We start from the raw sequence: 23,343 nt of genomic DNA, 5'->3' as shown, positions 1-23,343 counted from the left end.
TTGCACGTGGATCGAATGGCATTTACGAAAATCAAAAAGGTCCTTGGTTTCTCAACCGAGGAAAAGGCTATCTCGCTTACTGACGCAGAGGCCTTTGGGCTGTTCGCAGCGACACCAACCGCAGCCGGTATTCTGGTTAGCCCGAACAGCGCCATGCGCGTTCCTGCTGTATCATGTGCCGTTGGCTTGATCGCAGATACGATTGGATGCTTACCAGCCAAGGTGTACCAGCGGGACGATAAGCAGGCAGCAAAAGATCACCCCGCTTACAAACTGGTGCACGAAGCAGCGAATGAGTGGACCAGCGCCGAACAGTTGCGCACCGAACTAACTACAGACGCCCTACTGATCGGCAATGGCTATGCTCTTGTCACCCGCCTGCGCGATGGCACCCCGTTTGAATTGCACCGGATCGACCCGGCAAATGTGCGCACCGAGCACGCGCCAGATGGTGAGCCCTTCTATATCGTTCGCACTTCGAGTGGCGATGTGCAGCACAGCTTTCAGGACGTGCTGCACCTTCAACCATTTGGCGGCATTTCACCTATCACCCTTGGCCGCGAAGCCATTGCCTTGGCACTGGCCTTTGAGGGCCATATCGGCGGTGTGTTTGCCAATGGGGGCCGTCCGTCCGGGATAATCAAATCACCCAAGTCTCTGGATGTTGAGGCCAAAAAGAAATTGGCCGCGAGCTGGTTTACTTCCCATGCTGGCCAGAGCGCAGGTGGCACCGCAATTCTGGATGAGGAAATGGATTACAAACAGTTGTCCATGACCCTCGCGGACACACAGTTTGCCGAAAATCGCCTTGAACAGACCAGAGAAATCGCCCGCGTATTTCGGGTTCCGCCGACCATGCTCTTTGAGCTTTCACGCGGCACTTGGTCCAACACCGAAGAGATGTTCCGGCAGTTCCACAAGGTCACCCTGAAACCATGGTTGAAGCAATGGGTCTGGGCCTATTCACGCGTCCTGCTAACCCCAGAAGAGCGCGAAGCCTTCTACATCGAATTTATCACTGACGACTTGCTGACTACCGATACCGCAGCTCGTGCAACTGCCTACGGGCAGTATCGCGCAATGGGGGCACTAACCGGCAACGAGGTGCGCGCAGGATTGAATCTGCCACCCCATGATGACGGCAACGAGCTGCAAAATCCCTTCACGACCAGTGCAGCAAAGGAAAGCGCATGAACCACACGGCATTCTTCGGGGATGGTGAACACATCTTTGCCCTGACAGACGACATGATCACCGAACTAGAACGGATCACCGATCTTGGGATCGGTGCGATCTACCTGCGCGCGGTGAACATGCAATTCAAGTTGGCCGATCTGGTCGAGATCATTCGGCTTGGCCTGATCGGCGGTGGCAACACCCCGGAACAGGCTATGCACCTGACTGATAGCTACGCCCGGAACCGTCCGATTGACGAGTTGTACCCGCTGGCGCTGGACGTACTGGATAATCGTTGGGGTGGCTCCGACGAAGATGAGCCTGCCACATGAGCGAACGTATAGAAATTAAGGCGCAGTTGTCTGTCACTGAGACAGGCGAGATCACCGGTATCGCATGGCCTTTTGGCACCCCGGATCGTGTTGGTGACGTGATCGAAAAAGGCGCGTTTACCGCACCCGATACCTTGCCGATGCTCTTTGCCCACGATCAAAATCAGGTTGTTGGCGTCTGGGACCAGATTAGTGAATCCAGTGAAGGCCTGACCGTCAAAGGTCGCTTGCTGGTCGAAGATGTAGAACGGGCGCGCGAAGTTCGCGCCATGATCCGCAGTAAGGCCGTATCGGGTCTGTCTATTGGCTTTGTCACAAAGAGCGCCAAACGCCATGCCAAGGGCCGCACAATTAGCGCCGCCCAGCTTCATGAAATCTCAATCGTAGCCATCCCGTGTCATCCGGGTGCGCAGATTACATCCCTCAAATCCGATGACACCCCCAATTCCTCAAAGGAGAATCCACACGTGGAAAATGAAGAAAACGAAAACGAACTGGAAGCGCAAACCCCGGCTAACGACGCCCCCCAGGTCGATCTAAAAGCCTTCAATGAGATCAAAGCCCGCCTTGATCGCATGGAAGCCAAATCGAACCGCCCGCAAGGCGTTCACATCATCGCCCCCGCTGACAAACCAGAACGCAAAGCCTTTGATGCATTCCTGCGTCGTGGCGTTGAACGGATCAGCCCAGACGAAGTTAAAGCGCTGACTATTAGCACTGCCACGTCCGGTGGCTATTTGGCCCCTGAAGAATTCGGCGGCGAATTGATCAAACTGCTGAATGAATTTTCGCCCATTCGCAAATATGCGCGCGTCGTGAATATCTCCGCACCTGACATCATCTATCCGCGCCGGGTTTCTGGCACAGCCGCCACATGGGTTACTGAGACTGCTAATCGCACTGAAAGTGGCATGACATTTGAACAGGTCAAGTTGACACCACATGAGCTGGCAACTTTCACTGACGTTTCAAATCAGCTTTTGGAAGATAATGCCTATAATCTCGAAGGTGAGCTGCTTGCCGACTTCGCAGAATCCTTCGCCAAAACCGAAGGTTTGGCCTTCGTAAATGGATCAGGAACGGAGCAGCCAACCGGCATTATGACCGCAACCGGAATTCCCGAGATCAAAACGGGTGCGGCTGACGGTTTCCTCGGTAACCCCACAGATTTGATAATTTCGATGTTCCACCAGATTGCCACCACCCATGCGCAAAACGCTGTTTGGGTGATGAATAGGAACACCTTAGCGATACTTCGCCAGTCGGCAGACACAAGTGGGAGGTATTTGCTAATCGATCCGATCAGCGAAGGCGCACCTGCTACCCTTCTGGGCCGTCCAATTGTTGAAATGACCGACATGGATGACATTGCCGCAGGCAGTGCCCCAATCTTGTTTGGTGATATGACTGGTTATCGGATTGTTGATCGTATCGGCCTGTCCACCATGCGTGATCCATACGCACTGGCGACAAATGGTCAGGTTCGTTTCCATGCCCGGAAACGCGTTGGTGCAGACCTGACGCACCCGGATCGCTTCATTAAACTGCGTGTCGCTGCGTAATGAATAAGCGGCTCGCAAATGATCGGTTTGAGTTGGCATTCGGTGGAAACACCGTTTACCTGCGCCCGTCATTGCGGGCCGCTACTTATCTTGAACACTTGCATGACGATTTCCCGGCGCTGTTGAAGAAACTTGAGCAATTCCATACCGGAACTGTACGCGAGATTGTGCTATCCAGCGCCACTGATAGGCATGCCGCTGAGCGCCTTCTGACTAGCGCCGCAAGCAAACCACTATCGGCTTTCATCAACGCCACACAGGCCACACTCTTCGGGCTTTGCGTGGCACTACTACCAACACCCCCGGAAGATCAGAAAGAAGCCAAGCCGACAGGCAAACCAATGCCACTAGGTGAGGTCTATAAAGAGCTTTTTCGCATTGCTACAGGCTGGTTGGGCTGGCCCCCAGAAACAGCATGGTATGCCACGCCGCAGGAAATCACCGAAGCATTCACCGGCCACATTACCAAGTTAAAGGCCATCCACGGCGAAGCTGAAGATGATGATGCCACTGGCCCTTCAGATGAACAGCGCAAACAAAACACCGAACAGGGTCTTGATCCTGATTTCGACCGTGCTGGGATGCACGCACTCAAAGGCTTGGGGAAACTCTAATGCCACGGCCACCCCATCTCTGCACATGTGGCCGCACAGTGCCGCATGGTATGCGTTGCACCTGTCAGATCGCTTCCACCCGTGCCCGTAACAAACGCCACGACCGTAACCGCCCGTCTGCATCGGCACGTGGCTATGGCCATGGCTGGCGCAAAGCACGTGCAGCGTTTCTAAAGATCAATGATCGCTGTGCCCTCAAAGGATGCAGCGCCAAAGCAACCGTTGTTGATCACATCATCCCGCACAAAGGTGATGAAGCCCTGTTCTGGGATCGCACAAACTGGCAGCCACTTTGCGCACCCTGTCACAACCGGCACAAACAACGGTTGGAACGCCAGCAATGACGCATGACGGATCACAAGCACTTTGGGTTGCGGTTTTAATGTTGGTGATTGCTGACGCCCTTGAAGGTGTAAGCGGCATTCAGGGTAATACAGTCGTTAAAATCGATGCAATCAAACAGGCGCGCAACTACCTGACCATTAAAAATAGTAACTTCGATACGGTGTGTGATCTGGCAGGAATAGATGCTGAGTTTCTGCGCGAACGTATGACTGGGCTTATCGCCATGGCACCTTCGCCGGATGATCTGGTCAATCGGCGCATAATAGTAACACCCATTAAAATGAAAGTTCGCAACCGTGGCTACAAGCAGAACAGGCGCAGGCCTGAGCAGGCGGGGGTAGTCTCCAATTTGGGCGTGTTTTTAGGGACCGGCGCGGGAAGAGACGCACAAGAGACGCCTAAAATAAGTTTTTCAAAAAGGAAGGCGAGCTAATGGCCGCACTGACACCCGTTGCTCTGCTCAAGAGCCAACTCAACCTAGACCACGATCTTGACGACGCACTGCTAGCACACAAGCTGGACGCCGCTGAAATCTGGATCGGCAATCATACCGGCGTGGCCTTTGCCGCTGGTGACGCAGCGCTGACTGAGGCTGCATTGCAGCTTGCCGCATACTGGTACGAACAGCGCGAGGCTGCATCCTTTGAAGGCAGTGGCAGGCCAGTGCCATTTGGCGTTCGTGATCTGCTTAATTCTTACAGAGAAAGTGTGACCGGCTATGTCGCGCCTTAAGGGATCAAAGGCATTGGAACTGCGCCTAGAAGCCATTCCGGCTGAGGTGCTGAAACACTTGAAACCGGCCTTGCTTAAGGGTGCCGGTGAGATCGCAGATAACATGCGCGCGCTGGTGCCCGTGGATGAAGGCGACTTGCAAGCGTCCATTGCGGTGACAGGACCGGGTGAGACAACCCCGGCTTATGCCGTTGGTGGTGGCAGTACGATCGCTGCACCCAATCAAGCGTTGGTTACAGTCGGCAACCCGGAGGTGCGCACCGGCCATATGGTCGAATTTGGCACCGTCAAATCAGAAGCACAGCCGTTTATGCGCCCCGGTTTTCGCATCGCCAAACCGCGCGTTATGCGGCGCATCGCCCGTGCCGTAGGACAGGCAATTAAGAAAGCAGGTGTGGCCAATGGTTGAGCCAAGCATCGCCCTTAAGACAGCCGTGCGCGCCGCCCTAATTGTGGCACCAGACGTGATCGCCCTAGTGGATATAGACAACATTCGCGCCGGTTCCACGCGTCCGGACAAACTGCCCTCTGTAATCATGGCACATGCCCAAACTCAGCACTTAGGCCGTGCATCCGGTGGGCAATATCTAACCCGTGTATTTCTCGATCTGCATATATGGGCAATCGAAGATGGCGCAGAAGCAGCGCAGGCCATTGGCCACGCTGTATCCGTAGCGCTTTGGGATGCACCGGCACCGGTTGATTGTAGCGTTGACGACTACCAGCGCCCCAGCTTTCAGTGGATGCGCGACCCACAGCCAGAGCTTGCCTACACCCATGGTGTTGCCACCGTTGAAGCCGCCATTCGGTGGAGTGTGTAACCATGCAGGCAGGCAAACTTGATCGGCAGATCACCATTGAACGCCAGACTGAAACAGTAACCGCAAGCGGCGCTGTATCGAACACATGGGCAACCGTTAACACTGTCCGGGCCGAAATGGTGCAACAGACCGCAAACGAATTCCTGACCGGGCTTGGCGAAGCTGAGAACGGCACGGTGGTCTTTCGCATCCGCTATCTGGAAGGGATCACCACGGCTGATCGCGTGACCTTTGAAGGCGCGGCCTATGACCTGAAAGAGATCGCAGAAATTGGAAGGCGGCGCACACTTGAGTTGCGCGTGGTGAAAAGCACATGAGTATTCATTCGCGCGGTGTGAAGCCGCCCCTTACCTCTGACATTGAAGCCCTGACCAAAGCACCGCCTGTGCCAAAACACTTGGCACTCCAAGCCAAGGCCGAATGGAAACGGATCATGCCCCAGCTTATCGCGCGGCGGATCATCACCAAGGCCGATCTGGCAGGGGTGGAAAACTATTGCACTTGTATTGGTCTTGTTCGCCAGATCGAAGAGGAACGTGCCGGTGGTGCGATTAATGTGCCTATGTTCGGTGTGTTGAACCGGGCCGCACAGACAGCGCGCCAGCTTGCCGCCGAATATGGTCTGACCCCAACCAGCCGCGCCCGGATTGGCAGTGCTACCCCGGATGATGATGACGGCGACAACCCACTATCCGTATGACAAATGCCAGTGCCTACCCCGACTGGATTTATGACGATAGCCCCATCCCTGACCCGATGGGCTATGGCGAACGTGCTGTTCAATTTCTGCGCCGCCTGCGCCACCCCAACAGTGATGCACCGCGTAGGGCATTCCAGCTTGCGCCTTTTCAGGAACGTATCGTTCGGCGCATCTATGGGCCACGCCATACAAACGGACGCAGGATTGTTCAAAACGTCTTTTTATTGGTGCCGCGTGGAAACCGTAAAACCAGTTTGGCGGCTGCGCTGGCCTTGTTACACACCATCGGCCCAGAACATGTGCCGGCTGGACAGGTGATCTTTGCGGCCGCAGATCGTGAGCAAGCCGGTATTGGCTTTCGTGAGGCGGCAAATGTCATTCGAGAAGACAAACGCCTGATTGCCGCGACCCGTATCTACGACGCCTTCAATTCCGCCAAGCAGATCGTTTTCAATCCCGCCAAGGTGACGTTGCGCGCCATTTCCAGCGACGGCGGTGCAGCGCATGGCCTGACACCAACATTTACGCTGATTGATGAAATCCACATCTGGAAAGGCCGCGACCTTTGGGAGGCGCTGCGTTCCGGCGCTGCAAAGGTGGATGACAGCCTGACCGTGATTGCCACCACTGCCGGACGTGGTGCAGAGACCTTGGCCGCCGAACAATATGAATATGCGCGGCGGGTGGCCTTGGGCGAGATCTCGAACCCGGCTTATCTGCCTATCTTGTTCGCAGCTGACTCGGACGAAGACTGGCAGGACGAAGACGTGTGGCACCGCGTCAATCCCGGTTTGCCGCATGGATTTCCCAGCCTTCAAGGTATGCGCGCCCTAGCGAAAGAGGCCGAACACCGGCCTGCTGATCGGCATGCGTTCCTTCAATTCAATCTGAATGTATGGCAGGCGAACAGCCGTGATCCGCTATTTGACATGGCAACCTATGACCATCGCACCTTTGATCTTAATCTTGCCGAAATGGAAGGCCTGCCATGTTACCTTGGCGTTGATATGTCGATCAGTGGCGACCTTACCGCTATTGTCGCGGCTTGGCGGCATGATGATGGCCAGATCACAATTTACCCTTGGTTTTTCGTACCCGGTGAAGACCTGAAAGGCCGCTCAGATCGTGACGGACTGCCATATGAGGTATGGCGCGACGAAGGGCTGATCAATGTCATTCCCGGCCCCATCATTGATCCGACAATGGTTGAAGACACGATCCGCGAACTTTGCGCGACCTATGATGTGGAAGAGATCGCCTTCGATCCGCATTTGGCGCGCGCCACCATGCAACGCCTTTATGATGACGGATTGCCCACTGTAGAATTCCGGCAGACCCCACTAAACATGGGTGTAGCCGCCGGTGATCTTGAGCGCACCGTCAATGGCGAACTGATCAGGCATTCTGGTCATGCAGCCCTGCGCCAACACTTTGACAGCGTGGTTGCGTCACGGAACCAAACAACCGGTCTGACCAGAATGCACAAAAGCAAAAAGACAGACCGCATAGACGGCGCAATTGCATCCGCGATGGCCGTTTCCCGTGCCTGTGCAGGCGAAACAAACAAATCACAATATTCCGGCGTCTTCGCCGAGATTTTCACTTTTTGAGGTAACAAAATGAACGTCACACTTCCCGGCCTTGTGGTCGATGTAGAAGCCCGGATCGACAAGCTTGAAAAAGGCCTGAAGCGCGCGAACGCAGTCCAAAAGCGGTCCAGCACTACCATGGAACGCCGCGCCCGTCAGAGTGCTGAGCGGATGCGTAACAGCTATGGTAAAGCCACAAATGGCATCGCATCCAGTTTCAAGAAACTGACCTTACCGGCGCTAGGTGGTCTGGCAACGGTGGGTGGTCTTAAGGCGCTTAGCCTCGTCGCCAAAGGGGTTGCGCAGATCGGCGACGAGGCTAAGCGCGCCGGTGTTCCCCTAAAGGAATTTCAAGAATGGAAATTCGTTGCAGAGCAAAACCGTATCGGCATTGACCAGATGATCGACGGCCTGAAGGAACTGAACATTCGCGCCGATGAATTTTTTGTCACTGGCAAAGGACCGGGTGCTGAGGCATTCGCTCGTTTGGGCTTTGGTGCAGACGAATTGAAAGAAAAGCTGAAAAACCCATCGGAATTGCTACTTGAGATTATGGGGCGTTTGGAAGATTTCGACACTTCCTCGCGCATTCGTATCTCGGATGAGATTTTCGGGGGCAGTGCTGGCGAACGTTTTGTTGAACTTGTCGGACGTGGCGAGGCCGCTTTACGCACGACAATCCAAGCAGCACATGACACTGGGGCGGTGCTGGATAGTGAACTTATCGCAAAAGCCGATGAGCTGGACCGGCGTTTCGCAGCCCTCCAAACGCGCGTTTCTGGTTTCGGAAAGAAGCTGGCTGTTGAACTCGCGGACGCAGGCCACAAGATTGTCACGCTACGCACCGATATTGACGATTTATTCCAGTCTTCTAATCAGGCGCGCGGATTGCTGGGCGATGACGTGGCCAATGCGCTGGAAAAAGATAGCGAAGCTGTGAAAGCGCACAAGGCTGAAATCGAACAGCTTGTAACGCAGTATGAACGCCTTGCCGATCAGGCTCGTATCCAGAGTGGCAGCCTATTAAATGCCAGCAACTTATTGCGCGGTCATGGCTATAACGACCTAGCAAATACACTAGCCCAGGTATCGGAAGAAATGAGCGATTTATCGGGCCAGATGCAGGACGGCACAATTAGCGCCGACACATTTGAAAAGCGTATGAGCGAAGCCGCCGATACTGCACAAACCGCCTTGGGCCAGATTAACGCGATTGATAAAGCCGACTTCGGCGTGGTGATTACCGGAATTGGGCGGCTTGTTACCGCTCTGGGTAATGCCGCTAACAAAGCCCGTGAACTACGCGGTGCCTTGCCGGGTGCGAGCCCAGACGGCAGCACCGATGGGCCTAGGGACCTTCGCGGTAGTGGGGCCAACCCGGCAAATGCCAGCGGTGGCACAATCACAACCCCGCAGGCGGTCAAAACCAGCCTGCGCCCCAGACTACCGGGCGTAGACGCATCCTTTGGAAACCCAGACGTGCCAACCGGAGATGGTGGGGGTAGTAGAACTCAGAGTGACTTTGAACGTGAACTTGAAAGTATCGCAGCGGAAACCGCTGCCCTGCGTCTCGAAGCACAGGCACTGGCTGGGGTTACAAACGCACAAATCCAACATGGTGATGCAATCGATTTTGCCCGGACCAAAGCTGAGTTGCTTGCCGCCGCGCAGCGCTCAGGTGTAGCAGATACGCCAGAATTGCGCGCCCAGATTGATCAGCTTGCGACAGAATATTCTAAAGCCGGTCAAGCCGCCGAAATTGCCGCAGACAAAATCGCAGAAGTGCAGGCCGCGTCCCGGCGTGGTGCAGAATCCGTTGCATCGGCTTTCGAAGGAATGGCAACCGGCGCGTTTTCGGCAAAAGAAGCCGTCGCAAAATTGATTATCGAAATTGTGAAGTTGTCACTAAAGAAACGCTTGCTGGAAACAGCCCAGAATTCGGGTGGGTTTCTTGGAAAGATTTTCAGTGTGATCGGCGGCGGTTTCGCTGCTGGTGGATTTACTGGGCAGGGTGGCAAATTCGAACCTGCCGGGGTTGTTCACAAAGGCGAATTTGTTGTGTCGAAAGAGGCAACACAGCGTATTGGTGTCGGCAATCTCGAAGCACTGCATAAAGGCGCGCTGAGGGGCTTTTCGGACGGCGGGTTAGTAGGTGGCCCACCGACCCTTAAGGCGGCCTCAGCGGGGCGCTCTGAGTCTGTGCGGGGAAGTGACCAGCCGATTACGATTAACGCGCCGATAACTATTAGTGGAAATGCCGGGACTCCAGAACAGAATAACGATCTCGCTAAGCGTATCTCGAAAAGTATGGAAGGCACTATGCGGGGTGTTGTGGTGGATGAGATCAGAAAACAGACACGTCCGGGTAATATGTTGAATAACGGGCGTGGTTAGTGTCGGAGCCGAGTATGTCTCACATCCGGAAGGATATTGAGTCAATAACACTTACCTAAACCTGACGTTTTTGCACGTCTTAAGTATATTCTTAAGAAATTATAAAACTCTTAAAAAGAGTTTAAAGACGTGCAAAAACGTCAGGTTTAGGTCACTATTACTTACCCAATATACCTTCCGGCGATGAAACTCTCCCCGGCACCCCAAGAACGCTTAAAGCCTTCACCCACAAAGGTTTTGAAATTTTATTGCCGCTAAGGTCTTGCGGTTTAATATGGTGCATGTTACATTAATACAACAGTTAAAATTAGGAGAAACTATGAACGTTCAAATCAAGCTGGCGGAAGATCGCGTGGCACAGTTACGCGGCTTTGCGAAACAAGAGGGCGTTTCAATGAATGCTGCTGTAGGCAAGCTCTTTCGCGCGCTGTACGCACACACCGATGTGACACATAATATTCCCAGTGTTCAGGTGAGCGCTCTTTCGGATGGCCTAGCAATCCGCTTCCCCAATTCTCCAATCACGGGTTTTAGTTTTGATAGCGCCGCCAAGATCGCACAGACAATCCGCGAATATCTGACCGGTAAACACGCAGGTGAAAAGTTAGTACACCTGACCGATCCCAACTCACACACGGGTAGTTTCGCAATCTGGCGCAAGGGTAACGCAATCAAGGTCGCTATTCCGGCGAATGCACCTGAGAAAAATTTCACAACCGATTTGGCCGAAGATTTTGCGGAGATATTGGAGGCTGGGGTAGCCAAGGTGGAAGCCTGAAATAGAAAAAGACCAGCGCGCCAACGCTGGTCCGAAACCACCATAAGGAGGTTGATCTAAACATGATCAAGTATAGCAAATCTGACGACGAACTGCCACATGAAAACCCAGAATTTGATAGCCGCCTTGAATGTTTTTTCAATGGTGATCCGATACCCCCGAAAGATGCAGTCGATTTTGACGTTGGTAGCCGTATTGAAGAGTTTAGGCTGCGCGATATCGAGCAGTTTGAAATCGCTATGTCGGCGCTGGATGATCTCGATTGTGAAAGCCCCGCCGATATGATCACGGCGAAATTCTACACATGCGCTTATGATCCCGACGAAGAACCTGTAGATAGAATTTATGAAGCCCCAACCATGGTAAGCCGCTATGACAAGTGCTTTGCTCGGGTAAGAGCGTTAGAGGCACAGCTTGAAAAGGCAAACCCAAATGACGCCCCCCGGGTTGCGGCTGATTTAAAGGCGGCGAATGCCGCTTGGGATATCGAAAAAGAGCGCGGCCTAAATGATCGCTTTCGGAAATTCCACCTCATAGATGGTTGGCGCTCTGGCGAGGGCCGCGACGGCTATAACACCGCGCGGCGTACCAAACGCAGCGAACCTAACACAATTCTTCAAGGTATGTCTGAGGAGGAGCGCAAAGAGCATAAGAGGGCGTTAGGCAGAAATCGCGAATGGAAGAGATCAAAAAAGAAAGCTGGCTGGTCTGATGATCAGATAGAGAACGGATTGCGTGAGAGGCTAGTTTTGAAACAAGCTTGAACATTTAACAATTTTGTTATACTATAACATTACCTACTAGGGTAACTCCTAATCACCACTCCGGAAACTTTTGAGATCAAAAAAGTAAGTCAACTTCTGGGGTGGTGAGTTAAGTCAGGACTTATTTACTTACAAAACAATACCTTACGTTTACTTTCCGCTTGATATCTGGATTCCATCTGTGCGAGTCTCACAATATCGAAACTCAATTTAGGACACTTGCACGGATGTCAGACACTTCAATCTATTTGCCGGATCACGTTTATCGCGCCCTGAAATCTAAACTGTCCAAGATGGTCGCAGAACGGTTTGAGAAACACGGCACCGACCCCGAAACCGAAGTTGTTATCGCCTTGGGTGAGATCGGGAATATCTGGCCTGAGTTTGTTCGGGATGATGCTGAGGCGGCATAGCCCTGCTGGTGTTGCACCTTCACCACAACGATAGCGAATTTCCAGATCTTGTTCAGGACGAAGAGCGCGCCGCTATAGCCCTTAAAGAAAGCGGCGCGTTTTGATGTTGAACGTCACGCCATATGTGCGGTAATTATGTAACATATCTGGGATTGCTCTCTTGGCCAGACTCCGCGCAGGATCACCGTTTGCGTGTAAGTCAGAGTGGATCACCCGGCTAACGAGAGGCTGTGTGAGATTGCGTATTAGGTTGACCTTGAGAGGGCCGGTGGAAACGCTGGCCCTTTTTGGTCGAATTGTTAAGGTTAAGTCTAACTTACAGTTCAGGTGGTAAAGTTTTGCTCCCCATTCGAATAAGAGAAATCCGAGAGTCGCAAGGCTTAACGATAAAGGCGCTGGCCGACAAAGCTCGTCTTGGCCAAGGGTACCTATCCGATCTGGAGACAGGTAAAAGACGTTGGAACTGCGATCACTTAGAGAAAATTTCTGATGCCTTAGATGTGTCTCCAATCGAACTACTGCCACGAACGGATGAGCAGAGTTCGACTACGAAAGGCCAGAAGGTTTTCTTTCAGATGGCAGAGTTGCTCGGAGTTATGGGTGACTTGCCGGATACCGAGAGAGAACGTGTTATCAACTTTGCGAAAGCACTGAGAACCTCGCAATCATCGAAGGTTAAACGTTAGGATCGCATGAGAACCGCTGAGTTATGCTCCAAAAATCTGTGACGGGATATAAACGAGGGGCGCCACCAGCTTACATGCACGCTTTAAGCGAGAGTAATCAATTTAGCGCAGTGGCGACTGGATGAAGAGGTAGGCATGCAAGATCAAAATAGCCAAGAAAAACACCAACACGAATTGAATATGGAGCACGCCAAGCGTGCTCACGATCTAAACCGGCAAACCAGCGCTGATTTCTCAAGGGCGGCAATTGAATCGGCGAATTTGGCTATACGGTCCCTGATCCTCATAAACGGTGGCGCTGTCATTGCGCTCTTGGCCTTCCTTGGTGCGCTTGAGGCTGGAGACGTAGGTAATGCGGTGAAATCTGATGCACTTGTCGCACCCATACGTTGGTTCGCGCTAGGGGTAGGCTTTGCGGCTTTAACCGCCCTGTTAGCCTATCTGGTGAACATGTTAGATAGCGATATCACCAATTCAGTTAATTTCACTTGGGAGCACCCTTACATTGAGCCGGATAAAGAGCAGGCAAGACTTATCCGCGTGCGATGTGCTCTTCATGTTATTGCCATATTGCTAGCCATTTCAGCTTTGGGTTCTTTCTTTTTTGGTATCGCATCTGTGACACAGGCGGTTTCGAGTCTAAACATCTAAAACTGGCCTGACGGCTATGGTTCATTTTAAGGTCGGTTACACGGTTACAAAGTACACATTAACCTATTGAAATAATTGGATTAGGTAGGGGTTCGAGTCTCTCATCACCCACCACCATCCTCTTGTGAACTGTCGTGCCGGATTTTCTGTCTGATGGCTGTTCTGGTTTTTTAGAAACTGAAAATATCACCGAGGTTTTCAATTATCGTGACCAGTATCACGACCCCGGCGATCAGTAACGCAACCCACCAAAAGTAGTGGAAGACAATCGCAGCCACGCCGAAGCTTGTGCCGTATACCGGATAGCGCCAGTTCTCGCGCAGAACACCGGATATCAGTGAAAGCACAACGGCAATCACGCCCATAATCGGCGCGGCCATTGCAATATAGTTCCACAAATTAACGGGTGCGGATTCTGGTTCTGGTTTGGGCAAGCCAAGAAACGATCGCCATGCAGCACGTTTTATTTCTCCGGCAATCTCGCCGATTTGAGAGCCCGCAGACGGCTTGGCTTCAAAAGATGGGCCAACCATCTGAATGAAGACAAGACACAGCGCGAGAGCGCCCATTATAACAGCCCAAAATCCCCATCTCAGAAGAATCCTTGGTTTGTCTTGATGTGCTGTTTCAATTTGAGGCTTTTTACAGAGGCCAATCTCATAAAAGCCCGACAAAACTTTGTCGCAGATGGGGCTATTGGCAGCATTTTACTCTGGTTCAAGGCCGACACCCGCAGCATTGGGCCGTGCGGCCTTTTGCACAACGGTTTTGAATGCCTGCTTTGGGATGCTTACCGACCACTCCCGGAACCGGAGTAACGGTCCGGGAGTGGCATCGTCATGCTACAACAACGGCGTCAGCTGTTGCAGCTTTTCGAACCAGTCTTTCCCACTTACTGACCAGACCATCACTGCAGGCAGCACCAAAAGAAAGCTGGTGATGATGACCATTGATGTAATGAAACCTTTGAACATGTCTTTCCTCCTGCTTCTGACATGATCGGGCAACTAGAGCGCAACAGGGTTGCGGCAATTGCGAAGGGCGCTAGGTGCGCCAAAATACCGCGTCACGTCAAAACGGATGGATCTTGCCTGCGATACCCCGAATGCCGGGTGGCTGATTTTGACAGGCCACATCCGAAATGCATCTATTGGGAGAAAATGTGTCGATGACTTTAGGCCAAAATCCGTGCTGAAAGTGTTTATATCATTTTGCGCAACAGTATATTTCCATTGGGAAAATGGGCTGTTTTAGGTCGCGCTCTTCCCTGTGGAACAGTTCTCGGGTAAGCCTGTATCCATCAAGGGTCAATTACTACTGGTTGTAAAAAAATGTCCGGCTGGGGAGCGGAACGGGTCTATGGGGAATTCACTGGATTTGATTAAGGTGGGCGGAGAATGTCTCAACGCCCTGGCGTAAAAAGGCTGCGATATTGAAGTTGTTACCGATTTTCTGCGCGCAGAACACCTGACCGAGGAGATGGGAAAAGGGGGGCTGACCGCGAAACTATCGGGGCACTTCAACGATTTCACCGAAGAAAGCGGTTTCTGGCTGTTTATGAAAGAAGACGGCAATTATGTCGCTGCGGTGGCCACGCGGTTTGACACGATCGGCCGCGATTCAATGCCCGATTACATGATCCGCACGATGCGGCGGCACTATCCGCATGGCAGCGGTGAAACCCTGCTGGAGTTTACGAGAGCCCTGCCGCCCGGATTTCATGGGCGCATGGCCTATATCGGGGAACTGTTCGTTCATCCCGGCAGGCGCGGATCCCTGCAAAAGCTGCGGTATTTCATGATGTTGCTGCACAGCTGTATTGCCAGCAAATGGCAGGTGGACTGGGTTTATGCGATGATGCGTGACCGCGACGTCAAGCGCGGATTTGCAACCAACTATGGGTTTTCGATGCAGTTGCCCGGTGTGGCGAAATGGGCCAAGCCGATGCCCGCCGGGCGCGGGGATTCCGAATGGCTGGTGGCGCTGTCTTCGCAGCATCTGGAGCATATGATGCATTACTATGCAGGATCACTCGAGAGCCTGTGAATAGTTCAGAACGTATCGGTTTCCCCCCGAGTCCCGGACGGGCAGCAGCAGGCGCTTGTAGACAAAACGCAGCGGGAAACTGTGACCGGGCAGGTTGACGTCTATCTCTTCGATGGACAGCAGCGGCTGGCCCTTGTTGGTTTGCACATGTGCCATCGTCACGCTTTGACTGAGGTCCTTGTCGAAGGTTGTGAAAAGGTGGCGCAGGTGATCCGCGGTTTTTATGCCGAAAGACACGGCTGCCAGGCTTTGCGTGCCGATCAGGTAGGGGTCGGGCAGGCGGGCATCGGGTTCGGGGGCGCGATACAGGTCGACATGTTCGGAAAGGGTTTCGAAATTCGACAGCAGCCCGTTGTGCTGGTGCCACCATGTCAGTACGTCATCCAGCAGCGGTTTGGTGCCGCGTTGCGACAGTTTGCGATGTGCCTCACGCGTGACCGATGTCAGGATGCGCTCGGCATGGGCCGAGACGATATTGGTGTCGATGTCTTGCCCCACCAGGCTGATCTGATCGTTCAGGCCGGACAGCTGGTTCGGGGTCACGCCAAGGGCTGAACATATCCGGATCACGCTGGAATAGCCCGGATCACTTTTGTTGGCCAAAAGATTTGAAATATAGCGCTCGCCCTGTCCGATGGCCAGGGACAGGCCCTTGTAGTCATAGTCTGACGCCTTGATCAATTGTCTCAGCCGGTCGTGGAAATCTGACAAAAATACTGGTCCTAAATTAAGGATTTTCGGTCATTTATATTGACGAGTCGGGGCGAACGTCAATTAATGTCGACACGCATTGCGGGAAAAGTGTATTTGGCATGACGAATAACAAAACATCGGTTGAGGTAAGGCGGGCGGCTGTTTTGTCTGCGGCCCGCGCCAAGCTGGACATCAGGTGCGCCGAGGCATTGCGCCCGGCCGAAGCCGTGCTGATGCTGGAATGGGCCATGGCCTGCGAAAACGAAGCGGACCGCTGCGCACTGCTGGATATATTCGAACAGGTAGGCGGCGTGAAACTGGTGCAAGGCGCCGTTGGGCGCGTGCACTGAAAGTCAGCGGGGGTGGCAATCTCTGCGACAGCAGAAAGAAAGCGGAAATTTCATTGACCGGGCGCTTGACGGGGCGTTGACTGACGCATATGAAGCGCATCACGCCTGAGGGATCGGGCAAGCAGTGAGCGGTTGTAGCTCAGTTGGTTAGAGTACCGGCCTGTCACGCCGGGGGTCGCGGGTTCGAGCCCCGTCAACCGCGCCACCGCTGCTTTTCATGATCCCCCTCAGGGGTTTGCGCGGTTGTAGCTCAGTTGGTTAGAGTACCGGCCTGTCACGCCGGGGGTCGCGGGTTCGAGCCCCGTCAACCGCGCCACTTTTCCTTTAGAAATTGTCGGATTGCGACAGGAAAGAGCGAAGCGCAGCAAGGGTGTCTGCGGTGTTCGTATCGGGAAAGAAATGTCCCCCGGGAATTGTCCGGTGCCGCATATCAGAGCATTTCGCCGTCCAGGTGGCAGGCACGTCGAAATGTTTGGCCATGGCCCCAGAAGCTCCATAGAGCACCAGCGTGGGACAGGTGACCTGCCTGTTAAGATCGGCGGCGTCATCGTTGAAGTCGTGCCCGAGTGTAGCACGGTAGTCATTGCACATGCCACGAATGGTATCCGGATCGCGCCAGGCCGCCCGATAGGCGGCCAGCTGGTCTGCGTCGAACCCAGCCAGTTGCGCACCGCCCCAGCCCAAAAGGCAGGACTGGTAAAACGCGTCGGGGTCGTAGCCGATCAGGGTTTCGGGGAAGGGTTCGGGCTGGGCCAGGAAAAACCAGTGGTAATAAGCCTGCGCCACGTCTTTGCTGAGATCTGCCAGCAGGGTATGGGTTGGGACGATATCCATCACGGTCAGGGTTTTCACCCGGTCGGGGGCGTCCAGGGTCAGGCGATGCGCCACCCGTGCACCGCGGTCATGGCCGACAAGATCGAATGTTTCGTGGCCCAGATGGGCCATTAGTGCAAGCTGATCGCGGGCCATTTCACGAAAGCTGTAACCGGCCAGGTCGCGGGGTTTGCCGCTGGCCCCATACCCGCGCAGATCGGGACAGATCACCGTATGGGTCTGCGCCAGAACGGGTGCGATGCGGGCCCACAGGGCGCGGGTCTGGGGGAAGCCGTGCAGCATCAGCAGCGGCGGACCTTCGCCGCCTGCGGACCAGGCGACGGTGCTGCGATTGAGCGCGGCGCTGTGATCAGTGAAGCCGGGGATAATCATTCGTGTCCTTTCCGCGGCGTGTTCGGGTCAGGCGAAAATTCTGCGAATTTTCGAGGCCGTTTTCGATCAGCTGCTGGCCAGCCGATCGAGGATTCGAGCCCAGCTTCGCATTCCCTTGTGGAAACTTTCGATATTGTACTTCTCGTTGGGGGAGTGAATCGCATCGTCTTCGTTGGCAAATCCGATCAGCATCGAATCCAGTCCGAGGATATCCTTGAAAAACCCTGCGATCGGGATCGAGCCGCCCATGCCCACCAGCACCGCGTCGCGGTTCCATTCGTCCGACAGGGCCTGACGGGCCAATTCAAATTCCGGTCGGGCGGTGTTCATGACGGCGGCTTTGGAGCCTTCGAGGTTGTTGTCCCATTCAACCCGAGCATCGGGGGATAGCCGGGCCTCGACATGGGCCCGTACCTTGTGGCGCAGCGCGTCGGGGTCCATGTCGCCGACAAGACGGCAGGTCAGTTTGCAATGTGCCTCGGCCGGAATCACGGTTTTTGACCCGGCGCCCTGATATCCGCCCCAGAGACCGTTGATCTCAAGCGTCGGGCGGGCCCATTGCTGGACCAGTGTGGAATAACCCTGTTCACCGTGGGGCTGTGTGTAGCCGACAGAGTTGAGATAGGTTTTTTCGTCAAAGCCGCTATTTTCCCATTGGCGTAGCAGATCGTCAGGCACCTCATGCACGCCCTCGTAAAAGCCTTCGACAGCAACGCGGCCCTGATCGTCATGGAAACTGGCGACGATGCGGGCAAGCTCGCGCAGCGGGTTCAAACCGGGGCCGCCGTAATGGCCTGAATGCAGATCAATCCGGGGGCCATGAAGGGTGAATTCATCCTTGAGCATGCCGCGCAGCTGCGACGCAATCGAGGGAACGCCGGGTGAGACCATAGAGGTATCGCAGATCAGGGCGATGTCGGCGGAAAGCTCGGCCGCGTTTTCCGTCATGAAGGGAATGAGCGAGGGCGAGCCTGATTCTTCTTCGCCTTCAAAGAAAAACGTGATGCGGCAGGGCAAGGCGCCGGTCACATCTTTGTAAGCGCGGCAGGCCTCGACAAAGGTCATCAGCTGGCCTTTGTCGTCCGACGCGCCGCGGCCGCGGATGACCTTGCCTGCTGCGGTGTCCTCGACCTTTGGGTCAAACGGGTCGGATTTCCACAGGCTGAGGGGATCGACCGGCTGCACGTCGTAGTGGCCGTAGAACAGCAGGTGAGGGCCGGGACCATCAACATGACCGACAACCATGGGGTGGCCTGGTGTCATGCGCTTTTCTGCATTGATCCCAATGCTTTGCAGATCGGCCACCAGCCAGTCGGCAGCATGCTGGCAGGGCTCGGAATAGGCGGGATCGGTCGAGATGGACGGAATGCGGAGCAATTCCAGCAAACGCTCGGTGGCGTTTGGCAATTGGTCGTCTATGCGTGACAGAATGGCGTCCAGGGACATGTGCGGGCCTCGCTTTGGGTGAATAGATCGCAGCGAAGGTAGCAGGCCGCGCGGCGCTGTCCAGACGCTTGACCTAAGTCAAAGTGTCGGGGGGCGGCATTTTGTAGCCTGTTGCGGAATGGATGCGCGATCTATATCCATTAACAAAGCTGAATATGTGGCGTGAAATGCGCCCTCTGCCCTGATCGCGCGGGGTAGAAATACCAAGGAGGGGATGCCAGTGGACTACACGGCGAAACTGGACGAAGCGATTGAACGTCTGCATCAGGAAGGCCGCTACCGGACCTTTATTGATATCGAGCGTCGCAAGGGCAATTTCCCTCACGCCATTTGGCGCCGTCCCGACGGGACCGAAAAGCCAATCACCGTCTGGTGTGGCAACGACTATCTGGGCATGGGCCAGCACCCTGCCGTTCTGCAGGCGATGCACGAGGCGATTGATGCCACCGGCGCCGGATCAGGCGGCACCCGCAATATCAGCGGCACGACAGTTTACCACAAACGGCTTGAGGCCGAACTGGCGGATCTGCACGGCAAGGAGTCAGCGCTGCTGTTCACCAGTGCCTATATCGCGAACGATGCAACTTTAAGCACTTTGCCCAAACTATTCCCAGGTCTGATCATGTATTCGGATGCGCTGAATCATGCGTCGATGATCGAAGGGGTGCGCCGCAACGGTGGCGCAAAGCGGATTTTCCGTCACAATGACGTGGAACATCTGCGCGAGTTGCTGGCGGCCGACGATCCGGACGCACCCAAGGTGATCGTGTTTGAATCGGTCTATTCGATGGACGGTGATTTTGGCCCGATCGAAGCGATCTGCGATCTGGCGGACGAGTTCGGCGCGCTGACATATATTGATGAAGTTCACGCAGTGGGCATGTACGGCCCGCGCGGGGCTGGTGTGGCCGAGCGTGATCGGCTGATGCACCGTCTGGACATCATCAACGGCACCTTGGCCAAGGCCTATGGTGTGATGGGTGGATATATCGCCGCATCGGCAAAAATGTGTGATGCCGTAAGATCTTACGCGCCGGGGTTCATCTTTACAACATCGCTGCCGCCTGCTGTCGCGGCGGGGGCAGCCGCCAGCGTGGTGCATCTGAAACGAGACCGCGAATTACGCGAGAAACACCAGACTCAGGCGAAGATCCTCAAGACCCGCCTGAAGGGTTTGGGGCTGCCGCTGATCGACCACGGAAGCCACATCGTGCCAGTGATCGTAGGGGATCCGGTACACACCAAGAAGTTGAGCGATATGTTGCTTGAAGGCTTTGGCATTTACGTGCAGCCGATCAACTTTCCCACCGTACCGCGCGGCACCGAGCGCCTGCGGTTTACGCCGTCTCCAGTCCACGGACCGGATGAGATGGATGCGCTTGTTCACGCGATGGATGAGCTTTGGAGCCATTGTGCGCTGAATCGTGCTGAATTGTCCGCATAGCCCTGTGGCACGTGCAAAAATGCTTGCGATATGCTAGAATGACCTAAACAAAGGGATATTGCTCGAATCGGGACATTCGGGCTTGAGCAGCACGTTCTGAGAGGCAGGTCGCATGATAAGGCGCAAACTTTCGCGCGATATCGGGGTCAAAGAGGTTGAACCCAAAGGGTTCGACGCGTTTGAGTTGCGACTTGGCGATGTTATGCGTGGCGAGCGTGCGACCCTTGGAAAATCTCTGCTGGATGTAGAGCGCGAGCTGCGAATTAAAGCGGCATATGTGGCGGCGATTGAAAACTGCGATCCGGATGCGTTTGACACCCCTGGCTTTATTCCGGGTTATGTGCGGTCTTATGCGCGTTATCTGAGCATGGACCCCGACAGCGCGTTCAAGGGGTTTTGCGCGGAAAGTGGTTTTTCGATTGCGCATGGTATGTCGGCCGAAGCCTCTTCGATCCGCAAGCCTGATGCTCCGATCAAACGCAAGCCGAAGGGCGGCGACCCGTTGATGTCCCCGAACACCCCGTTTGTACCCGCGTCTGAAAGCCTTTTTGCGCAGATCGAGCCGGGCGCTATCGGATCAGCCATGGTTCTGGTCGCCCTGATTGGCGCGATTGGCTATGGCGGCTGGAGTGTGCTGAACGAGGTTCAGCGTGTCCAGTTTGCGCCGGTTGAAAACACCCCCGATGTCCTGTCTGATCTGGATCCGCTGAGCGGTTCCGTTGCGGCGGTCGGCGGCGTTGCGTTGGCTGAAGCCGGGACCGGCGGATTTGGAGCCCCTGAAGATGACCGGCTAGAGCGGCTGTACCGCCCCGAGGCACTGGATGTACCAGTGCTTGTGGCGCGCGACGGGCCGATTTCGACGCTGGACCCCGCGCAGGTTGGCACGATGCAGCCCGGTCTGCCTGCGGCAGATCGCGACAGTGGATTTTTCGCTGTGGCGGAAGTTGAAGATGCCTTTCCCAGTCCTCAGGTTGTTGCCGCTGCAAAACCCGGTGTGCAGCTGGTTGCTGTGCGCCCGGCCTGGGTGCGGGTACGCGCCGCTGATGGCAGCGTGATCTATGAAGGCATTCTGAATGCCGGTGACAGCTATGATGTGCCGGTGACCGAGGAACCCGCAACTTTGCGTGTGGGCGAATCCGGTGCGATCTATTTTACGGTCAATGGTCAGCACTACGGCCCGGCTGGGGCCAAAGGATCGGTCACGTCAGGACTTGCGCTGGCAGCTGAAAGCCTGACCGAAACTTACAGTGTCGCCGACCTGACACAGGATCAGGATCTGTCGCGTTATGTGGCCGAGCTTCAGGCCGGTCAGGTAACCCCGCAGGAGTGACGACTTGCCGATTGCGGGCAGGGCGCAGGCGCCTTATCTAAACCATCAGAACTTTGCTGAACCAATGGGGCCTCTGCGATGTCGCTGAACCATATCCGCCCGTGGCGTAACATCTATCGCCGGGAAAGCCGCCAGATCATGGTGGGCAATGTGCCGGTGGGTGGCGGTGCGCCGATCACCGTGCAGACCATGACCAATACTGACACCCGCGATGTGGCCGCAACCGTAGCTCAGGTGGTCGCTGCGGCCGAGGCTGGCGCCGATATTGTGCGCGTCTCGGTGCCGGATGAGGGCAGCGCCAGGGCCCTGAAAGAGATTGTCCGGGAAAGCCCGGTTCCGATCGTCGCGGATATCCATTTTCACTATAAACGCGGGATCGAGGCAGCCGCGGCAGGCGCGGCCTGTCTTCGGATCAACCCGGGCAACATTGGCGATGCCAAACGCGTGCGCGAGGTGATTTCGGCTGCGCGCGACCATGGCTGTTCAATGCGGATCGGGGTGAATGCCGGGTCTTTGGAAAAGCATCTGCTGGATAAATACGGCGAGCCGTGCCCCGATGCGATGGTCGAAAGCGGGCTGGAGCATATGCGCATCCTGCAGGACAATGATTTTCACGAGTTCAAGATCAGCGTGAAGGCCTCGGATGTGTTTATGGCAGCGGCGGCCTATCAGAAACTGGCCGAAGCCACCGATGCGCCGATACACCTGGGCATTACCGAGGCGGGCGGGCTGATGTCGGGTACGATCAAGTCGGCGATCGGCATGGGCAACCTGCTGTGGATGGGCATCGGCGACACGATCCGCGTGTCGCTTAGTGCCGATCCGGTGGAAGAGGTGAAAGTGGGCTATGAGATGCTCAAATCACTGGGCCTGCGTCACCGCGGGGTGAACATCATAAGCTGCCCCAGTTGCGCGCGGCAGGGATTTGACGTGATCCGCACGGTCGAGGCGCTGGAAAAACGGCTGGAGCATATCAAGACCCCGATGAGCCTGAGTATCATCGGCTGCGTGGTCAATGGCCCCGGCGAAGCGCTGATGACCGATGTGGGTTTTACCGGCGGCGGCGCGGGCAGTGGCATGGTGTATCTGGCGGGCAAGCAGGCGCATAAGCTGAACAACGATCAGATGGTTGAGCACATCGTTGAGCAGGTCGAGAAACGCGCCGCCGAGATTGAGGCGGGTCTGGCTGAGACGCAGGCGGCAGAGTAACAATCGCAAGCGCTTTGGCGGTTTTTTGGGTTAAATGCCTCCGGCAGAGGTATTTGGACCAA

28 protein-coding genes and 2 tRNA genes are annotated in these 23,343 nt (G+C 55.0%); 25 read left to right on the top strand and 5 right to left on the bottom strand.

What is annotated here, in order from left to right; translation table 11 throughout:
• The first annotated feature begins 15 nt into the window (after window positions 1-15).
• The 18 genes from PEL8287_RS16850 (at window position 16) to PEL8287_RS16765 (ending at window position 13,557) form a co-directional block, all read left to right on the top strand.
• Complete coding sequence (locus tag PEL8287_RS16850; protein ID WP_085893604.1) at window positions 16-1,194, top strand: phage portal protein; 1,179 nt, start codon at window positions 16-18, stop codon at window positions 1,192-1,194.
• Entirely contained in the window at window positions 1,191-1,508 is a 318-nt protein-coding gene (locus PEL8287_RS16845; RefSeq protein WP_085893603.1) for a gene transfer agent family protein, read from the top strand. Before PEL8287_RS16850 ends, PEL8287_RS16845 begins: the two co-directional genes overlap by 4 nt.
• Window positions 1,505-3,070, top strand: coding sequence for a phage major capsid protein (locus PEL8287_RS16840; RefSeq protein WP_085893602.1), 1,566 nt, complete (start codon window positions 1,505-1,507; stop codon window positions 3,068-3,070). The genes PEL8287_RS16845 and PEL8287_RS16840 overlap by 4 nt, the downstream gene beginning before the upstream one ends.
• A gap of 98 nt (window positions 3,071-3,168) precedes the next feature.
• The gene (locus tag PEL8287_RS16835; RefSeq protein ID WP_139837839.1) at window positions 3,169-3,684 is read left to right on the top strand and encodes a hypothetical protein; all 516 of its coding nucleotides are present in this window, start codon (window positions 3,169-3,171) and stop codon (window positions 3,682-3,684) included.
• The gene (locus PEL8287_RS16830) at window positions 3,684-4,028 is read left to right on the top strand and encodes an HNH endonuclease (protein ID WP_085893600.1); all 345 of its coding nucleotides are present in this window, start codon (window positions 3,684-3,686) and stop codon (window positions 4,026-4,028) included. The genes PEL8287_RS16835 and PEL8287_RS16830 overlap by 1 nt, the downstream gene beginning before the upstream one ends.
• Window positions 4,025-4,462, top strand: a complete 438-nt coding sequence (locus PEL8287_RS16825) for a hypothetical protein (protein WP_085893599.1) — start codon at window positions 4,025-4,027, stop codon at window positions 4,460-4,462. Before PEL8287_RS16830 ends, PEL8287_RS16825 begins: the two co-directional genes overlap by 4 nt.
• Window positions 4,462-4,761 carry a head-tail connector protein gene (locus PEL8287_RS16820; protein ID WP_085893598.1) on the top strand — a complete coding sequence of 100 codons (300 nt, stop codon included), beginning with the start codon at window positions 4,462-4,464 and terminating at the stop codon, window positions 4,759-4,761. The genes PEL8287_RS16825 and PEL8287_RS16820 overlap by 1 nt, the downstream gene beginning before the upstream one ends.
• On the top strand, window positions 4,748-5,170 hold the full coding sequence (locus tag PEL8287_RS16815; protein WP_085893597.1) for an HK97-gp10 family putative phage morphogenesis protein: 423 nt from the start codon (window positions 4,748-4,750) through the stop codon (window positions 5,168-5,170). Before PEL8287_RS16820 ends, PEL8287_RS16815 begins: the two co-directional genes overlap by 14 nt.
• The gene (gene gp17 / locus PEL8287_RS16810; RefSeq protein ID WP_085893596.1) at window positions 5,163-5,582 is read left to right on the top strand and encodes a tail completion protein gp17; all 420 of its coding nucleotides are present in this window, start codon (window positions 5,163-5,165) and stop codon (window positions 5,580-5,582) included. The genes PEL8287_RS16815 and gp17 overlap by 8 nt, the downstream gene beginning before the upstream one ends.
• Window positions 5,583-5,584: 2 nt before the next feature.
• A complete protein-coding gene (locus PEL8287_RS16805; protein ID WP_085893595.1) occupies window positions 5,585-5,899 on the top strand; it encodes a phage head closure protein in 315 nt (104 codons plus the stop codon).
• Window positions 5,896-6,282 (top strand): phage terminase small subunit P27 family, encoded by a 387-nt coding sequence (locus tag PEL8287_RS16800; protein ID WP_085893594.1) that lies wholly within the window; start codon window positions 5,896-5,898, stop codon window positions 6,280-6,282. The genes PEL8287_RS16805 and PEL8287_RS16800 overlap by 4 nt, the downstream gene beginning before the upstream one ends.
• On the top strand, window positions 6,279-7,892 hold the full coding sequence (locus PEL8287_RS16795; protein ID WP_085893593.1) for a terminase large subunit: 1,614 nt from the start codon (window positions 6,279-6,281) through the stop codon (window positions 7,890-7,892). Before PEL8287_RS16800 ends, PEL8287_RS16795 begins: the two co-directional genes overlap by 4 nt.
• Window positions 7,893-8,009: 117 nt before the next feature.
• Window positions 8,010-10,265 carry a phage tail tape measure protein gene (locus tag PEL8287_RS16790; protein ID WP_139837838.1) on the top strand — a complete coding sequence of 752 codons (2,256 nt, stop codon included), beginning with the start codon at window positions 8,010-8,012 and terminating at the stop codon, window positions 10,263-10,265.
• Window positions 10,266-10,584: 319 nt separating this feature from the next.
• Complete coding sequence (locus PEL8287_RS16785) at window positions 10,585-11,043, top strand: hypothetical protein (protein WP_085893591.1); 459 nt, start codon at window positions 10,585-10,587, stop codon at window positions 11,041-11,043.
• Between the two features lie 62 nt (window positions 11,044-11,105).
• Window positions 11,106-11,807 (top strand): hypothetical protein, encoded by a 702-nt coding sequence (locus PEL8287_RS16780; protein WP_085893590.1) that lies wholly within the window; start codon window positions 11,106-11,108, stop codon window positions 11,805-11,807.
• A gap of 227 nt (window positions 11,808-12,034) precedes the next feature.
• Complete coding sequence (locus PEL8287_RS16775) at window positions 12,035-12,220, top strand: hypothetical protein (RefSeq protein ID WP_085893589.1); 186 nt, start codon at window positions 12,035-12,037, stop codon at window positions 12,218-12,220.
• Window positions 12,221-12,507: 287 nt separating this feature from the next.
• A complete protein-coding gene (locus tag PEL8287_RS20565) occupies window positions 12,508-12,906 on the top strand; it encodes a helix-turn-helix domain-containing protein (RefSeq protein WP_085893588.1) in 399 nt (132 codons plus the stop codon).
• Window positions 12,907-13,041: 135 nt separating this feature from the next.
• A complete protein-coding gene (locus PEL8287_RS16765) occupies window positions 13,042-13,557 on the top strand; it encodes a hypothetical protein (RefSeq protein ID WP_085893587.1) in 516 nt (171 codons plus the stop codon).
• Between the two features lie 170 nt (window positions 13,558-13,727).
• On the opposite strand, the gene PEL8287_RS16760 is transcribed toward PEL8287_RS16765, so the two are convergent.
• Together PEL8287_RS16760 and PEL8287_RS20480 are read right to left on the bottom strand one after the other, a co-directional pair.
• Window positions 13,728-14,126 (bottom strand): hypothetical protein, encoded by a 399-nt coding sequence (locus tag PEL8287_RS16760; protein ID WP_085893586.1) that lies wholly within the window; start codon window positions 14,124-14,126, stop codon window positions 13,728-13,730.
• 273 nt (window positions 14,127-14,399) lie between these two features.
• Window positions 14,400-14,531 (bottom strand): hypothetical protein, encoded by a 132-nt coding sequence (locus tag PEL8287_RS20480; protein WP_268877836.1) that lies wholly within the window; start codon window positions 14,529-14,531, stop codon window positions 14,400-14,402.
• A 505-nt stretch (window positions 14,532-15,036) separates the two neighbouring features.
• Here PEL8287_RS20480 and PEL8287_RS16755 point away from each other — a divergent pair.
• On the top strand, window positions 15,037-15,603 hold the full coding sequence (locus tag PEL8287_RS16755; protein WP_085893585.1) for a hypothetical protein: 567 nt from the start codon (window positions 15,037-15,039) through the stop codon (window positions 15,601-15,603).
• Here PEL8287_RS16755 and PEL8287_RS16750 read toward each other — a convergent pair.
• The gene (locus tag PEL8287_RS16750) at window positions 15,586-16,314 is read right to left on the bottom strand and encodes a helix-turn-helix domain-containing protein (protein WP_176228678.1); all 729 of its coding nucleotides are present in this window, start codon (window positions 16,312-16,314) and stop codon (window positions 15,586-15,588) included. The genes PEL8287_RS16755 and PEL8287_RS16750 overlap by 18 nt on opposite strands.
• Window positions 16,315-16,415: 101 nt before the next feature.
• Between PEL8287_RS16750 and PEL8287_RS16745 the strand changes: the two genes are divergently transcribed.
• From PEL8287_RS16745 to PEL8287_RS16735, 3 genes are all read left to right on the top strand, one after another.
• Window positions 16,416-16,646 (top strand): hypothetical protein, encoded by a 231-nt coding sequence (locus tag PEL8287_RS16745; RefSeq protein ID WP_085893583.1) that lies wholly within the window; start codon window positions 16,416-16,418, stop codon window positions 16,644-16,646.
• A 128-nt stretch (window positions 16,647-16,774) separates the two neighbouring features.
• Window positions 16,775-16,851: transfer RNA gene (locus PEL8287_RS16740), tRNA-Asp, on the top strand.
• Window positions 16,852-16,885: 34 nt separating this feature from the next.
• Window positions 16,886-16,962 (top strand) — tRNA-Asp (locus PEL8287_RS16735).
• Window positions 16,963-16,970: 8 nt separating this feature from the next.
• Here PEL8287_RS16735 and PEL8287_RS16730 read toward each other — a convergent pair.
• The gene (locus PEL8287_RS16730) at window positions 16,971-17,852 is read right to left on the bottom strand and encodes an alpha/beta fold hydrolase (protein WP_085893582.1); all 882 of its coding nucleotides are present in this window, start codon (window positions 17,850-17,852) and stop codon (window positions 16,971-16,973) included.
• A 66-nt stretch (window positions 17,853-17,918) separates the two neighbouring features.
• Entirely contained in the window at window positions 17,919-19,298 is a 1,380-nt protein-coding gene (locus tag PEL8287_RS16725) for a M20/M25/M40 family metallo-hydrolase (RefSeq protein WP_085893581.1), read from the bottom strand.
• A gap of 220 nt (window positions 19,299-19,518) precedes the next feature.
• On the opposite strand from PEL8287_RS16725, the gene hemA reads away from it, so the two are divergent.
• From hemA to ispG, 3 genes are all read left to right on the top strand, one after another.
• Window positions 19,519-20,742, top strand: coding sequence for a 5-aminolevulinate synthase (gene hemA, locus PEL8287_RS16720; RefSeq protein ID WP_085893659.1), 1,224 nt, complete (start codon window positions 19,519-19,521; stop codon window positions 20,740-20,742).
• 112 nt (window positions 20,743-20,854) lie between these two features.
• Window positions 20,855-22,072: a helix-turn-helix domain-containing protein gene (locus PEL8287_RS16715; RefSeq protein WP_085893580.1), complete on the top strand. Its 1,218-nt coding sequence runs from the start codon at window positions 20,855-20,857 to the stop codon at window positions 22,070-22,072.
• 78 nt (window positions 22,073-22,150) lie between these two features.
• Window positions 22,151-23,281 (top strand): flavodoxin-dependent (E)-4-hydroxy-3-methylbut-2-enyl-diphosphate synthase, encoded by a 1,131-nt coding sequence (gene ispG / locus PEL8287_RS16710; RefSeq protein WP_085893579.1) that lies wholly within the window; start codon window positions 22,151-22,153, stop codon window positions 23,279-23,281.
• Window positions 23,282-23,343 lie beyond the last annotated feature (62 nt).

The sequence above is a fragment of the Roseovarius litorisediminis genome (genome assembly GCF_900172295.1).
GTDB classification, from domain to species: domain Bacteria; phylum Pseudomonadota; class Alphaproteobacteria; order Rhodobacterales; family Rhodobacteraceae; genus Roseovarius; species Roseovarius litorisediminis.
The sequence above is the reverse complement of the archived record's forward strand: the minus strand, read 5'-3'. Positions and strand labels throughout refer to the sequence as shown.